This window comes from Streptomyces sp. a15, from assembly GCF_059026085.1.
Genome location: NZ_JBWLKM010000074.1, coordinates 1 through 13,329 on the forward strand (window position 1 = coordinate 1; position 13,329 = coordinate 13,329).

17 protein-coding genes and 1 pseudogene are annotated in these 13,329 nt (G+C 70.0%); 11 read left to right on the plus strand and 7 right to left on the minus strand.

Annotated features, from left to right (window positions below):
• Window positions 1-186: pseudogene (locus AC5P09_RS40950) on the plus strand (MFS transporter); the annotation flags it as partial.
• Window positions 187-380: 194 nt separating this feature from the next.
• Window positions 381-914 carry a GtrA family protein gene (locus AC5P09_RS40955; protein ID WP_493878781.1) on the plus strand — a complete coding sequence of 178 codons (534 nt, stop codon included), beginning with the start codon at window positions 381-383 and terminating at the stop codon, window positions 912-914.
• Between the two features lie 93 nt (window positions 915-1,007).
• On the opposite strand, the gene AC5P09_RS40960 is transcribed toward AC5P09_RS40955, so the two are convergent.
• Entirely contained in the window at window positions 1,008-1,514 is a 507-nt protein-coding gene (locus AC5P09_RS40960; protein ID WP_493878782.1) for a signal peptide protein, read from the minus strand.
• Between the two features lie 339 nt (window positions 1,515-1,853).
• Here AC5P09_RS40960 and AC5P09_RS40965 point away from each other — a divergent pair, with 339 nt between their 5' ends.
• From AC5P09_RS40965 to AC5P09_RS40995, 7 genes are all read left to right on the plus strand, one after another.
• Window positions 1,854-4,883: a golvesin C-terminal-like domain-containing protein gene (locus AC5P09_RS40965; RefSeq protein ID WP_493878783.1), complete on the plus strand. Its 3,030-nt coding sequence runs from the start codon at window positions 1,854-1,856 to the stop codon at window positions 4,881-4,883.
• Window positions 4,884-5,032: 149 nt separating this feature from the next.
• Window positions 5,033-5,389: a PRC-barrel domain-containing protein gene (locus tag AC5P09_RS40970; protein WP_411152290.1), complete on the plus strand. Its 357-nt coding sequence runs from the start codon at window positions 5,033-5,035 to the stop codon at window positions 5,387-5,389.
• A gap of 22 nt (window positions 5,390-5,411) precedes the next feature.
• Window positions 5,412-5,594 carry a hypothetical protein gene (locus AC5P09_RS40975; protein WP_307680391.1) on the plus strand — a complete coding sequence of 61 codons (183 nt, stop codon included), beginning with the start codon at window positions 5,412-5,414 and terminating at the stop codon, window positions 5,592-5,594.
• A gap of 233 nt (window positions 5,595-5,827) precedes the next feature.
• The gene (locus AC5P09_RS40980) at window positions 5,828-6,031 is read left to right on the plus strand and encodes a cold-shock protein (protein ID WP_030939356.1); all 204 of its coding nucleotides are present in this window, start codon (window positions 5,828-5,830) and stop codon (window positions 6,029-6,031) included.
• Window positions 6,032-6,269: 238 nt separating this feature from the next.
• Entirely contained in the window at window positions 6,270-7,868 is a 1,599-nt protein-coding gene (locus tag AC5P09_RS40985; RefSeq protein ID WP_493878784.1) for a DEAD/DEAH box helicase, read from the plus strand.
• A gap of 211 nt (window positions 7,869-8,079) precedes the next feature.
• Window positions 8,080-8,283: a CBS domain-containing protein gene (locus AC5P09_RS40990; protein WP_493878785.1), complete on the plus strand. Its 204-nt coding sequence runs from the start codon at window positions 8,080-8,082 to the stop codon at window positions 8,281-8,283.
• Between the two features lie 6 nt (window positions 8,284-8,289).
• A complete protein-coding gene (locus AC5P09_RS40995; protein WP_493878786.1) occupies window positions 8,290-8,610 on the plus strand; it encodes an SCO5918 family protein in 321 nt (106 codons plus the stop codon).
• A gap of 90 nt (window positions 8,611-8,700) precedes the next feature.
• On the opposite strand, the gene AC5P09_RS41000 is transcribed toward AC5P09_RS40995, so the two are convergent.
• Window positions 8,701-9,075 carry a GvpU-like protein gene (locus AC5P09_RS41000; RefSeq protein WP_493878787.1) on the minus strand — a complete coding sequence of 125 codons (375 nt, stop codon included), beginning with the start codon at window positions 9,073-9,075 and terminating at the stop codon, window positions 8,701-8,703.
• Window positions 9,076-9,477: 402 nt separating this feature from the next.
• Between AC5P09_RS41000 and AC5P09_RS41005 the strand changes: the two genes are divergently transcribed.
• Window positions 9,478-9,834: a MerR family transcriptional regulator gene (locus AC5P09_RS41005; RefSeq protein WP_493878788.1), complete on the plus strand. Its 357-nt coding sequence runs from the start codon at window positions 9,478-9,480 to the stop codon at window positions 9,832-9,834.
• 6 nt (window positions 9,835-9,840) lie between these two features.
• Here AC5P09_RS41005 and AC5P09_RS41010 read toward each other — a convergent pair whose 3' ends face one another.
• The 5 genes from AC5P09_RS41010 to AC5P09_RS41030 form a co-directional block, all read right to left on the minus strand.
• Window positions 9,841-10,452 (minus strand): phosphoribosylanthranilate isomerase, encoded by a 612-nt coding sequence (locus AC5P09_RS41010; protein ID WP_493878789.1) that lies wholly within the window; start codon window positions 10,450-10,452, stop codon window positions 9,841-9,843.
• Window positions 10,453-10,530: 78 nt separating this feature from the next.
• Complete coding sequence (locus tag AC5P09_RS41015; RefSeq protein ID WP_493878790.1) at window positions 10,531-11,130, minus strand: TIGR03086 family metal-binding protein; 600 nt, start codon at window positions 11,128-11,130, stop codon at window positions 10,531-10,533.
• A gap of 67 nt (window positions 11,131-11,197) precedes the next feature.
• Window positions 11,198-11,539 carry an SCO5918 family protein gene (locus tag AC5P09_RS41020; protein WP_493878791.1) on the minus strand — a complete coding sequence of 114 codons (342 nt, stop codon included), beginning with the start codon at window positions 11,537-11,539 and terminating at the stop codon, window positions 11,198-11,200.
• A gap of 135 nt (window positions 11,540-11,674) precedes the next feature.
• A complete protein-coding gene (locus AC5P09_RS41025; protein WP_010986199.1) occupies window positions 11,675-11,878 on the minus strand; it encodes a cold-shock protein in 204 nt (67 codons plus the stop codon).
• Between the two features lie 284 nt (window positions 11,879-12,162).
• Window positions 12,163-12,561, minus strand: coding sequence for a MerR family transcriptional regulator (locus AC5P09_RS41030; RefSeq protein WP_493878792.1), 399 nt, complete (start codon window positions 12,559-12,561; stop codon window positions 12,163-12,165).
• Window positions 12,562-12,820: 259 nt separating this feature from the next.
• On the opposite strand from AC5P09_RS41030, the gene AC5P09_RS41035 reads away from it, so the two are divergent.
• A complete protein-coding gene (locus tag AC5P09_RS41035) occupies window positions 12,821-13,102 on the plus strand; it encodes a hypothetical protein (RefSeq protein ID WP_266448273.1) in 282 nt (93 codons plus the stop codon).
• Window positions 13,103-13,329 lie beyond the last annotated feature (227 nt).

Below are 13,329 nucleotides of genomic sequence, written 5' to 3' on the forward strand. Positions count from 1 at the left end.
ACCGACTACGGCGGCTTCCCCCTGCCCTCGGAGAACGGCTTCAAGGTCGTCATGGCCATCGGCGCCGGAGCCGCCCTACTCGCCCTGCTCTTCGCCACCTTCATCCCTAAGCACCGCGCCCCGCAGCCCGCACCAGCCACGGACGGCCCCGCCGAGACCGCAGAGGCCGCCGCAGCCAAGGCGTGACCGCACCCGCAATTTCCAGGACGGCCGTCCCCCCATGGGAGGCGGCCGTCCGACGTGTACGGGACCAGCCGCGGGACCGGACGGGACTCGACCCCAGATGTACTTGCGTAACTCAAGCAATCCAATTATGATTGAGTAAGTCAAGCAACCATACGCGGCCAAGAGGCGCAGCGTACGGCCGGATGGAGACCGCCATGGACAACGCGCCCCGCACCCAGGCCACACCCGGCCCGCTCGCCTCCTTCGCCCGGTTCGTGTTGTTCGGCGGCGGCGTCGGCCTCCTCTCCGGCCTCGCCGTACCGATGCTGGCCGCGTCGATGCCCTGGGCGGTGGCGAACGCGCTGATCACCGTCGCCTCCACGCTGCTGTGCACGGAGCTGCACGCCCGCTTCACCTTCGGGTCGGGGCGCCGCGCCGGATGGCGTCAGCACTGGCAGTCGGCCGGTTCGGCCACCGCCGCCTACGCGGTGACCTGCGCCGCGATATTCATCCTGCACCTGGTGCAGTCGTCGCCCGGGATGCTCACCGAGCAGATCGTCTACCTCGGCGCCTCCGGCCTCGCCGGCATCGGCCGCTTCGTGGTCCTGCGCCTGTTCGTCTTCGCCACCGGCGGCAACCGGAGCACGGAGACGGTGCCGGTCTCGGGGCAGGCGCCGGTGCAAGCGCCGGTGCCGGTGCGGATGAAGACCCTGCGGCCGGCGCGGCCGATGGTCCTGTCGGCGGCGTGACGCCCCAAGCACGTCCTGAACACCACAAGAAGGCCCGGGTATCGGACCCGGGCCTTCTTGCTGTGCAGGGTGATCGGATGCCGGGCGTCGGCCTCAGCCGTACAGCGCCACCCTCGGGTGCACCGTGCCCTCGGCCTCCGGGTCGGTGACCGTGACGCGATAGACGGCGGTGAGGGTGTCGCCCGCGTGCAGCGTGCGCTGTGCGGTCGCGAGGTCCGTGTACAGCGTGCCGGTCTGGCTTCCGAGCGGGACTGCCTTCCAGCAGCCGCCCGGGGTGCGCCGCTCGACGGTGATGTCCGAGGGCTCGAGGAACGGTCCCGCGTCCGGCGACTCCACCAGGAGCTGCGGGGCGACGGTCTGGTCCGCCGACGATTCGTTGCGGTAGGTGACCGTGACCTCGTGCTGCTCGCCTGCGGCCGCGAGGGGGGCCGTGGGCAGGTCCACGAAGTCGACGGGTACGGAGTCGGCGGGGACGGACGACACCGCCGCGGCGGTGTGCTGTGGGGTGGCCGCCGCGGCGGGTCCCGCCGTGGCGAGGCCGGCCAGGCCCACGACGACAGCCAGGAAAGCAATTCTGAGGCGACTGTTCTTCGACGACACGTGCTGATCCTTCGGTTCGCACAGGTGAATTGGAGGGCAGCGTAACCCGCGGGCGACGCCCGGCGGATCAGCCATATGGCCGAGGCGGGAGTTCACGAAATGTGACAGCAACTCGACGCTACGGAGCGAGAGATGAATTGCTCTCACTCTCTCGTGGATATTTCGTGGATACCCTCCGGTAGCGCTCCTCGGGCGCCAACTGCCGCCGTAGCGGACTGATAACTTCCGCTCACCGGCCAGGGGGAACCATCAAGCCGGTACCAGACCTTGATAAAAGAACCCGGACGGAATGCCTTGCGCGCTTCTCGTGAAAAACCCGGAGGAAGGCACCGCTGGCGGGTGCCGAAGAGTCGACGCGGTCGCATACTCGCGGCCGGCGGGACAGCCGTACTGGCGATGGCGCTCGTCGCACCGCTGGCGTCGGCGGCCCTGACCGGCTCGTCCCGGCCCGGTGCCACGCCGCTGCCGGACCGGGTGACCGACACCTCCCAACTGCCCTCGGGCTGGCGGCAGTCCGAGGACCGCGTCGTCACCTACGACGGAGACGGCACCGGACTGCACGTACTGGTCGCCGATGCCGCCAAGGCCTACAAGTGGCGCACCGCGGCCACCCTGTCCGAGCCGGGCATCGACACCGACCAGTGGATCGGGCAGAGCTGTGTGACGGCGTCGGGCGACCGTGCCGTGGTGGTCTACGCGCCCCGGCAGGTGATCAACGACCAACTGGGCTTCCAGCAGGGCGCGTTCGCGGCCGTGGTCGACCTGGTGGACGGCACGGTGACCAAGCTGCCGCAGCTGGTCTCGCTCGCCTACTTCAACCCCGGCTGCGGCGACGGCGAACAGGCCGTGCTGTCCCGGCCGCAGGGCGAGGGCACGCAACTGCTGACCGTCGACGCGCGGCGGGCGAGCGTGACGCGTGAGCAGACCGTGCCCGGTCAGCTCACCTCGGCCGTGCCCTTCGGGACCGGCATCGCGGCGGCCACCGGCGACTCGGTCGTGTCGGTGGACCGGCAGGGCGACGTCCACACCCTGGCCCGTACAGAGGGGACGCCGTTCCGGCTGGTGCCGGACGCGCACAGCGGCCTCGCCTACCAGGTCCCGGCCGCCGGGAAGAAGGTGGAGGTCCGCCGGGTCACGGACGCCGGCTCGGACCGGCTGCTCGGCTCCGGCGCACTCGGGGCCCTTGCGGTGCACGGCACCGGCGGCCACGTCTTCGTGACCGGGAAGGGCGCACAGGAGGACACCCCGGGCTCCGTACTGCCGAAGAGCTGGCCGCAGGACTGGCGGGTCCTGGACGTCCCGGCCGCGTCCGAGGTCTCCACCACCGGTGATCTCGCCCTGACCCGTGTCAGCAACGGCGGCGAGGCGGCCGGCGGCGACACCGTCACCGTGGTCGCGGCCGACGGCGCCGCCCAGCCGGTCGGCATCAACGCCCTGGCACCCGACACCGGCGCGACCTTCGACTTCCGGGTGAAGCCCGAGGCTCCGCGGCAGAGCCAGGGCGCCGAGCAGTCCCCGGCCCTGGGCCGGAGCGCGGACGACCAGTCGACCGGCATCACCACGAACAGCGTCGCGGAGGACCCGTCGGCCGGTCTGCACACGAACAGCGTCGAGAGCCCGTCGGCCGCCATGCGGCTGGACAGCGCCGACGACGACAGCCCCGAGCACACCACCACCGATCCCGACCGCGCCTGCGCCGTCACCCGCAACGACCCGGAGCTCCAGGCGCTCCAGCCGTCCCCCGCCATGGTCGAGTGGGCGACCGACCTCGCCGTACAGGGCAAGCTCGACGTCCGCCGCCGGTCCGGCTGGAACGGCACCGACCTCTCGTCGTACACCCCGCAGGGGATGTTCCCGCCGGTCGCGCTCGAAGGCGGCGGCCGGGTGCCCGCGCAGATCATGCTCGGCGTGCTCACCCAGGAGTCCAACCTCGTGCAGGCCACCTCCCGGGCGGCCGCGGGCGAGAGCGGCAACTTCATCCAGGGCGGCTACTACGGCAACGGCGGCAGCGTCCACACCGTCGACTGGTCGGCCGCCGACTGCGGTTACGGCATCGGCCAGGTGACCAGCGGCATGGCCCGCTCGGACACCACCTACACCGCCGAGCAGCAGAAGGCGATCACCGTCGACTACGCGGCCAACATCGCCGCCAGTGTGCAGATCCTCCAGGACAAGTGGAACCAGCTGTACAAGCAGGGCATTCTCGCCAACGGTGGCGACCCCCGGTACCTGGAGAACTGGTGGTTCGCGCTGTGGGCGTACAACAGCGGCTTCAACCAGCCCGACGCATCTGACGCGGCCGCCCCCTGGGGCCTCGGCTGGTTCAACAACCCGGCCAACGGCCTCTACCCGCCGGACCGGAAGATGTTCCTGTCGTCCGGCTACGACGACGCCCGCACCCCCAACCTGTGGACCTACCCGGAGCGGGTCCTGGGCTGGGCCGCGTACTCCCAACAGAAGACCGACCCGACGACCGGCACGACCGGCCCGGCCTTCACCGTCGGCACCTGGCCGACCGGCAAGGCGTCGGACGCCCAGCCGCCGCACGACGCCTTCTGCGATCCGGCCGCCAACGAGTGCGACACCTCCAAGCCCCGCAAGGTCGAGGGTTCCAGCCAGCCCGAGGGCCCCTGCCAGCGGGACGACTTCAAGTGCTGGTGGCACGAGGCGTCGACGTGGACGGACTGCACCGCCACGTGCGGCACCGAGGTGCTGGCCTACGAGGCGACCGACCCCGAGCCGAAGGCCACGTCACCCCGCCCGGCGTCCTGCGCCTCCACCCTCCCCGCGAACGCGCTGATCGTCGACGACGTGCCGAACACGGTGAAGTTCCGGGTGGGCAGTACCAACCCCTGCGCCGGCGAGAAGAACTGGACCAGCCGGGGCACCCTGTCGTTCACCTTCGGCTCCGCCCAGCAGAACGGCGCGACCGTCTACCCATCGAAGATCGACTTCCATCAGCTCGGTTCGGGCTTCGGCGGCCACTTCTGGTTCACCCACACCCGCGTGCCGACCTACACCGACTCGGTCGTCACCGGCACCTGGACGCCCGACCGGTCGATCGACGGCTGGGCGCGGGTCCTGGTCCACCTGCCCGACCACGAGGCCAACACCGGCCAGGCGACGTACCGCATCGATCTGGGTGACGGAACCGTCGTCGAGAAGACGATCTCCCAGGACACCGGAGGCAAGAACACCTGGGTCTCCCTGGACTCGTACGAGTTCCACGGCACCCCGACCGTCTCCCTGAGCTCGGACACGGCCGACGGCACCGGCGACGACTCGATCGCCTGGGACGCCCTGGCCTTCGAGCCCCTGCCCGCCGAACCCTCGGACGCCACTACGGCATCCCCGTCCCCGCAGAAGTAAAGGAGCCGGCACGACAGACAGCCCCCGGGCCACGAGCCCGGGGGCTGTCCGCTGCCCGGAACCACGACCACAACGGCCGGGTACGCCCTGGTGCCGGAGGGTACTTCCGGTCATACGATGACAAGTGAGCCAGATCACAGGGAGCAGGCATGATTCGTCCAGCCGACATCCGCGAGTGGCGCAACCACGACGTGGTCGATCCGAAGGGCCACAGGATCGGCATGCTCGAGGCGATCTACGTCGACACGACCACGGACGAACCGGCCGTGGCCACCGTCCGCACCGGTCTGCCCTCCCGCCGGCGACTGGTCTTCGTACCGCTCGACGAGGCCGTCCTCGGGCCCGACTACGTCAAGGTCTCCCACCCGCGCGGGGAGGTACGGAAGGCCCCTTCCATCGGCACGGACGACGTCCTGCCCGCCGAGCGGGAGGAAGAGATCTTCCAGCACTACGGCATGACGTACCGGCCGGGTGCCAACGGCGAACGCCAACTCGCGCGCCGGTGACCCCCACCCGCGGCACCAGGAGGTGTTCGAGTTGATGGTGGCCTTCCTGCTGCTCCTCCTGGTGGCCGTCACGCTGGGCATCATCGGCGCGGCGGCGGACGGTCTGGGCTACCTGCTGGCCATCGGCATCGTGCTGTTCCTGGCCGATGTGGCCTTCATCACCGTACGAGGCGCCCGGCGCCTCCGTCGGCGGCCCATACGGTGAAAACGGAGCAATATCTGTGACCGTGAAGTGAGAAATCGGCGCGAGGCGCGATGAGTATTCCCCGGCCGACAGACTGAGCGAAATCATGGACCGCGCACGGCCGATCGCGCCATGCTACTGTCGATCTCAGTTGCAGGTGTGGTTGCCAGAAGGTTTTTTCCGACGGGCTGATCATCACGGCGACCGGAGTGCGCACACGGCGAACTCCGAACACCGTCCCAAAGGAGAATAATATGGCTACCGGCACCGTGAAGTGGTTCAACGCGGAAAAGGGCTTCGGCTTCATCGAGCAGGACGGCGGCGGCCCCGACGTCTTCGCCCACTACTCGAACATCGCCGCCCAGGGCTTCCGCGAGCTGCAGGAGGGTCAGAAGGTGTCCTTCGACATCGCGCAGGGCCAGAAGGGCCCGACGGCCGAGAACATCGTCCCCGCCTGACGCTGAATCAGACGCTGACTTCGCAGCTGGGGCCCGCACCTTGGGGTGCGGGCCCCAGCTCGCTGCGTTCCAGGGCGCACCACAGAAATCCCGCGCCCGAAACCGGATATCGAATTCCCGATATCCAATGCTCGACCATACCGGTTGGAATTCACATTCGGCCCGTTCTTGCAATTCTCTGCGCTGCTCATCTGCTGCGGGAATTCCTTGGTACGTGCCGCATCAAGGAAGGTTCCGTATGAACCGCGCCTACCCGCGCACTCGCACCAACGACCGCTTCTCCCGTACCCGCACCGGAGGCGCTGCCTCTGGCTCGGCCTCGGGCTCGAGCTACTCCAAGAAGCGCGGCAACCCCGGCCGCGGCGGCCGACAGACCGCACCGCAGGGCGAGTTCGCCCTGCCGAAGACCATCACACCCGCTCTGCCCGCCGTCGAGGCGTTCGCCGAACTCGACATGCCGGAGCGGATGTTGGCCGCACTGGGCCACGAGGGCGTGACCGTTCCGTTCCCGATCCAGGCGGCGACCCTGCCGAACTCGCTCGCAGGCCGTGACGTACTCGGCCGCGGTCGCACCGGTTCCGGCAAGACCCTCGCCTTCGGCCTGGCCCTGCTGGCCCGTACCGCGGGTCGCGTCGCCGAGCCCCGGCAGCCGCTGGCCCTGGTGCTCGTGCCCACCCGCGAGCTCGCCCAGCAGGTCACCGACGCGCTCACCCCGTACGCCCGCTCCGTGAAGCTGCGGCTGACCACCGTCGTCGGCGGCATGTCGATCGGCCGGCAGGCCGGTGCGCTGCGCGCCGGGGCCGAGGTCGTCGTCGCGACGCCGGGTCGGCTCAAGGACCTCATCGACCGGGGCGACTGCCGGCTCGACCGCGTCGACATCACCGTCCTCGACGAGGCCGACCAGATGACGGACATGGGCTTCATGCCCCAGGTCACCGCGCTGCTCGACCAGGTGCGTCCCGACGGCCAGCGGATGCTGTTCTCGGCCACCCTGGACCGCAACGTGGACCTGCTGGTCCGCCGCTACCTGACCGACCCGGTGGTGCACTCCGTCGACCCGTCCCAGGGCGCCGTCACCACGATGGAGCACCACGTGCTCCACGTGCACGGCACGGACAAGCAGCAGACGACCACCGAGATCGCGGCGCGCGACGGCCGGGTGATCATGTTCCTGGACACCAAGCACGCGGTGGACCGCCTGACCAAGCACCTCCTGAACAGCGGCGTCCGCGCCGGGGCCCTGCACGGCGGCAAGTCCCAGCCGCAGCGCACCCGGACCCTCACCCAGTTCAAGGACGGGCATGTGACGGTGCTGGTGGCGACCAACGTCGCGGCCCGCGGCATCCACGTCGACAACCTCGACCTGGTCGTGAACGTGGACCCGCCCACCGACCCCAAGGACTACCTGCACCGCGGCGGCCGTACCGCCCGGGCCGGCGAGTCCGGCAGCGTCGTCACCCTGGTGACGCCCGACCAGCGCCGCGACATGACCCGGCTGATGATCTCGGCCGGCATCACCGCGACGGTGACCCCGGTGCGTTCCGGCGAGGAGGAGCTGACCCGCATCACGGGCGCTCAGGCCCCGTCCGGCGTCCCGGTGGTCATCACCGCGCCGGTCGTCGAGCGTCCCCGCCGCGCCGCGTCCTCCTCGTCCCGCGGTCGCCGCGGCCGTGGCGGCCAGGCCGGACAGGGCGGTCAGGGTGGCCAGGCCGGTCAGGGCCGTAGTGGTCAGAGCGGCCAGAGCCGTGGCGGTCAGAGCGGACAGGCCCGGAGCACGAGCGAGGCCGGGCGCCGCGCGCCGGCGCGCCGGAGGTCTTCCTTCGGCTCGGCTGCGTAACGCTTTCGGGGAGGGGGAGCCCAACCGGCTCCCCCTCCCTTTCTCTCTGTCGTTCTCTCTGTCGTGACCGCCATACGCGCCACTCCCGCCATGTCCGCCATCTCGCAGGAGGCACTCTTTGACATCGGTTCAGATGCAGCGGCACCCGGCGGTTCCGGTCCCGGCTACTGTGGTGGACGTGGATGCGTCCGGGCCTCGGGTCTGTGACGACATGACGGTCGAGGTGGCCCTGTCGGTCATGGCAGGCGCCCGTGTCCAGTATCTGCTCGTGTGCGACGGGGACGACGAGAGCACCGGCTCGATCACCCGAGCCCAGCTCGCCGGCCTCCGGGACAGCTCCGCGTACACGGACCGAATGCGACTGCGGGACATCCTCGGCGGACACTCGGTCAGGCCGTTCCCCTTCTCTTTGTGAGGCATCATGCGCTGTGTCATCGCCCGCTACCCGTTCGACCTCACCAAGAACGGGGTGCTGGACTCGATGAAGGGCATCAAGCCCGAACTCGTCACGGGTGAGTCCGTGACCATCGGCCGCCGCCGCTACCCCGTCAAGCAGGTGGGGGAGGTCCTCACCCGACAGGACCGCCGCGACTTCACCGCCGGTGAGGTCACCCGCGCGATGACCCGCCTCGGCTTCACCTGCCACGAGCACCCCGAGGCCGTGCCGGCGCCCGCGCCGGTCCTCAGCCCGCTCCAGACCGCTTCGGCGCTGCTCGGCAGCCCCGAGCCCCAGGAAGTCTGAGGACGGGCGAAAGCCGCCTCATCGCAGCCCCAGTGAGGGCCCTGCCGACGCGCGTCGGCAGGGCCCTCACTGCTGTGCTCAGTGGTCGGATCAGTGGTCGGAGTAGCTGAAGTCGCCCACGGTCCAGGCGCTGACGTCCTTGATCGCGACGCGGTACATCCCGCCCGTTTCGGGGATCCCGACGGTTCCCTGCAGGATCCGGGCCAGATGGAAGTGCAGATGCGTGGGCGCTGCGCCGGGTTCGGGCTTGTCCTCCGCCCGGCCGGCGGTGAAGACGTCGGAGAACGGGCCGAGGTGGTGGGAGTCCTTCAGGACCTCCGACACCCGCTCCCGCCACACGGCTTCGGGAGCCAGTCGGCCGGTGATGACGGCACCTCCGACGACCACGGTCAGCGACATCTGATTGCTCTGCTCGGACTCCACCATGGCGGAGATGGACATGAGCAGCTCGTCAGGGTTCGGCATGAGAGCCGAGTCTATGCGGCGGACGGCCGGGGATGTGCGGAGGGCAAAATTCCTGGCCCTCCAGGCGAGTGAAATCTACCCTTGCCACGGTAGACATTGACCTCCTCGGTGGGTAACGTTTCTGTCGTAGACGAGATCCAAGGACGGAACGAACGGAGGAGCAGACGCCATCAGGATCGCCCGGACCGAGCACGTTCGGCCCGGGTACCGCAAGACCCCGGATTGGAAGGTGGTCCCCGGTCACGCAGCCGCGATCCCCGCACCCCCGCCCCTTCACCGGGCCGGGTGACGGAAGAAGCAGGTCGGCAGAGCAGTAGAGCCGACAGATGGTGTTCAATTTCCTTCGGGGCCCTGGTGCCGTACGGCACCGGGGCCCCTCGACGCGTTGGTCAACGAGGTGACATGACAGCAGATACTCCGCTCAGCGATCGTCTGGACGACGACGACTTCCCCGCGTACACGATGGGCCGGGCCGCCGCGATGCTCGGCACCACGCCGGGCTTCCTGCGGGCCATCGGTGAGGCCCGGCTGATCACTCCGCTCCGCTCGGAGGGCGGACACCGCAGGTACTCCCGCTACCAGCTGCGGATCGCCGCCCGCGCCCGCGAGCTCGTCGACCGGGGCACCCCGATCGAGGCCGCCTGCCGCATCGTCATCCTCGAGGACCAGCTCGAGGAGGCCCAGCGCATCAACTCCGAGTACCGCCGGGCCGCGAGCGAGGCGTCCGGCAGCTCCGGTTCCGCTTCCGGCTCCGGCTGAGCGGCGTCAGGATCGTGCGCGCGCTGCCTTGACGAAAGCCGTGATCAGAGCGGGGTCCTTGACCCCGCGGCTCTGCTCCACACCGCTGGACACGTCGACGCCCCACGGCTGCGCGGCGTCGATGGCGTCCCGCACGTTGTCCGGGCTGAGGCCACCGGCGAGCAGCCACTTCTCCCCGGATCCGGCCGGCGGCCTGGTGGACCAGTCCCACGTGACACCGGAGCCCGGCACGGGCGCGTCCAGCAGCAGCATGTCCTCGCCCATGTCCCCGAAGCGCGGCACATGATCGCCGAACCCCGCGGCCCGGATCAGCGTCCACCCGCCTGTCGCCAGGTCGTCGTAATAGGCGCGGTCCTCCGGCCCGTGCAGCTGTACGGCCCGGATCCCCGCGTCGGTGGCCACGGACCGCACCTCATACAGGGGTTCGTCGCGGAAGACGCCGACCGTGAGCACGCTCTCCGGTACGCGACGGCACAGCCGTGCGGCCGTGGCGGCGTCGATCCGGCGCGGACTGGCCGAGAACACGAACCCGATGGCGTCGGCGCCCGCCTCGACCGCCGTGTCGACGTCCCTCTCGGTCTTCAGACCACAGATCTTGACGAACAGGGAGTTGCTCACGCTGGGGCTCCAGTGGGGCGTACGACGGAACGCGGGTGAGACCACGTTACCGGCGTGGCCGCCCCGGCCGGCCCGCGATCAGGCTCCGCGCTGCCACGCGGGGTCGCGGCCCGCCAGGCCCAGGGCGCGGTCGAACAGCGGGGCGGTCGCGGGCACGGGAACCTCGGGACCGAAGGCGCCGTACCGTCTGGCCATCTCGGCCCTGCCGGAGACGTCCTCGTACAGCGCCGCGGCGAGTTCGTCGTCCACGCTCGGTTTCCGGCCGGTGGCCACGGCCAGGTCCCAGCCGTGCAGCAGCCAGTCGCACAGCAGGATGCCGCCGACGAAGGGGGCCGGCATCCGGCCGCCGCCAGTCAGGCCCGTCTCACCGTCCCAGGCCCGCGGATCGCTCCAGACGGCGGCGGTCCGAGCCGAACGGACGGCGTACGCCTCGGCCCAGTCCGGCTCCGCGGTGAAGTCGTGCCCCTCCGCGACCTCGTCCGACGGCGGCTGCTTCAGTCCGGCGGTGTGTCCACGTACGGCGGTCCAGAAGATCAGGTGGTTCACCAGGGTGCGCACAGTCCATTCCGCGCACGGGGTGGGCCGTTCCAAGTCGTCGGGTCCGATCCCCCGTACGACGTCCACGGCGGCTGCGGAGGCCCGGGGCATCAGAGGTGCCATCACAGGTGCCAGTTCCATGTCCGCCATGCTGGCAGGGCGACGGCGACGCGTATTGAAGAAACGCGACAGCGGGAACCGGCCGGTGTCAGCCGCCGATTCCGCCGAAGGGGTCCGGCGTCGAGCCGGAGGCGGGCGGTGACTGGGGCTGCGGCTGTGATTCCGATTGCGCCGGTGACGGTGACTGCGCCTGAGGGGGCGTCGCGTGACAGGTGAAGCCGAGGCGGACCAGTGCACGGGTCACTTCGTCGGCGGTGAAGTCGCGGCGGTCCTGGCGGGTGATCACCTCGCCGACCTGCTTGACCGGGAACACCTTGCGCCCGATGACCACGCAGGCCCCGGTGACTTCCTCCGGTCGGATGCCGTCCATCTTTGACTCCACCTCGGACTTGACGAGGTCGAAGGGGAAACGGGCGATCACACAGCGCATGGGTGCCTCACCAAGGGTCGGGCGGAGCATGGCGGAAACGCGGGCTACGCGGGGAAGCGCGGGGACGGCGCGTGGCCGGTCCGGGAAAAACGAACAGGGCCCGCACCCAAGGTGCGGGCCCTGTCGTAGCGCTAGCTAGGCAGGAACGATGTTCTCCGCCTGCGGGCCCTTCTGGCCCTGAGTGACATCGAACGTCACCTTCTGGCCTTCCTGAAGCTCGCGGAAGCCCTGGGTGGCGATGTTCGAGTAGTGAGCGAAGACGTCAGCGCCGCCGCCGTCCTGCTCGATGAAGCCGAAGCCCTTTTCAGCGTTGAACCACTTCACGGTACCGGTGGCCATGTCATATCTCCTGAGGCAGTGCTGGGGACCCGCACCTCGCGAATCTCCTCATCGCCGTGATGATCACCTGCCCGGAAAACCGGCAGCAAAATGGCAACCACAACTGCAACTGATGTTGAGCTTAGCACGGAAAGAATTCGGCGCCAGGGCATGACTTCGGCGGGCCGACCTCCTGGAAATGCACCCGGGAGAGAGTCTCCGAGCCGTCCAAGAATCCTTTTCCCGGTACTGCTCGAATTTCTTCCACGGCCGCGTCAGGTTTCTCCTATGGCCGCATCAGATATTCACTCGGCGTCCTCGCGGGGTTCGGACTCGGTCCCGATCCCGGACCCGGTGCCGGTTTCGCTGCCGGTGTCGGCCCTCTCCTCCGGTTGGCGCAGCTCCTCGTTGTGGCGCAGGGCCTCCTCCAGCTGGTCCTCCAGGGCGATGATGCGGATGGCGGCATCGATGGGGGTTCCCTGGCCGACCAGCTCACGGGCCCGGGCGGCCAGGCGCAGCTGGTGGCGGGAGTAGCGGCGGTGGCCGCCGTCCGACCGCTTCGGGGCGACCAGGTTCGCCTCGCCGAGGGCGCGGAGGAACCCGGGCGTGGCACCGATCAGCTCGGCGGCCCGGCCCATGGTGTACGCCGGGTAGTGGTCGTCGTCGAGCCGGTCGGCGGCCTGCGACTGGTCTTCCGAGGGCATGTACGCCTTCCCGCGGGCCGCCAGGGCGCGGCCCGCCTTATGGGGCAGTTTCCCCGTACGAGAACTCTAGTCGCCCGGGTGGAATCCCTGCTGCGGCGGACACAGATGTGCGACGCCCGCCGACCCGGACGAGCCCCGGCCGGTTTCCCCCGTACCCGTACGGGAACTCCTGGCCGGGCCATGACCCCTCCGGAGTACGGTGGTCACGACCGGGGGGCGCATCCGGCAGACCTGCGGCGAAAGAGGAACGGTGACCGACATGGGTTCGACGGCCGACCACCCGCCCGACGGCGACGAGCTCGCCGAGGTCCGCATCATCGCGGCGGACCCCGACGTCGCCCAGCGGGTCGCGCTGCTCCTGCGCCAGGTGTTCCACGCCGACGAGCCCCGCAGTTACCCCACGGGCCCCGACGGACACGGCACCCTCCTCCATCTGACGGTCGACACCAGCCGCGTCGCCGACGCGGCGCCCGACCCCTCCACCTGGCTGATCAGCAGCCGCTCCCAGGGCCGCCGCGCCCATACGGACGAGCCGGGCTGACCGACGATGGACGGGCGAACAGGCGTCGCCGTCGCTCTCCCGGGCGGGACAAATCGCAGGAGCAGCAGGAGTAGCAGGAGTAGCTGAAGGATGTCCCCCATGCCCGAGGAGCAGGCATCGGGCGAGCCACCCCTGGGCAGCAGCAGGACAGCCGCCCGCCGAAGCCGTCGGACCCCCGGAGGGCTCCGCATCCGTGTCAGCCGTCCCCTCCGGCTCGTAAGGACCGT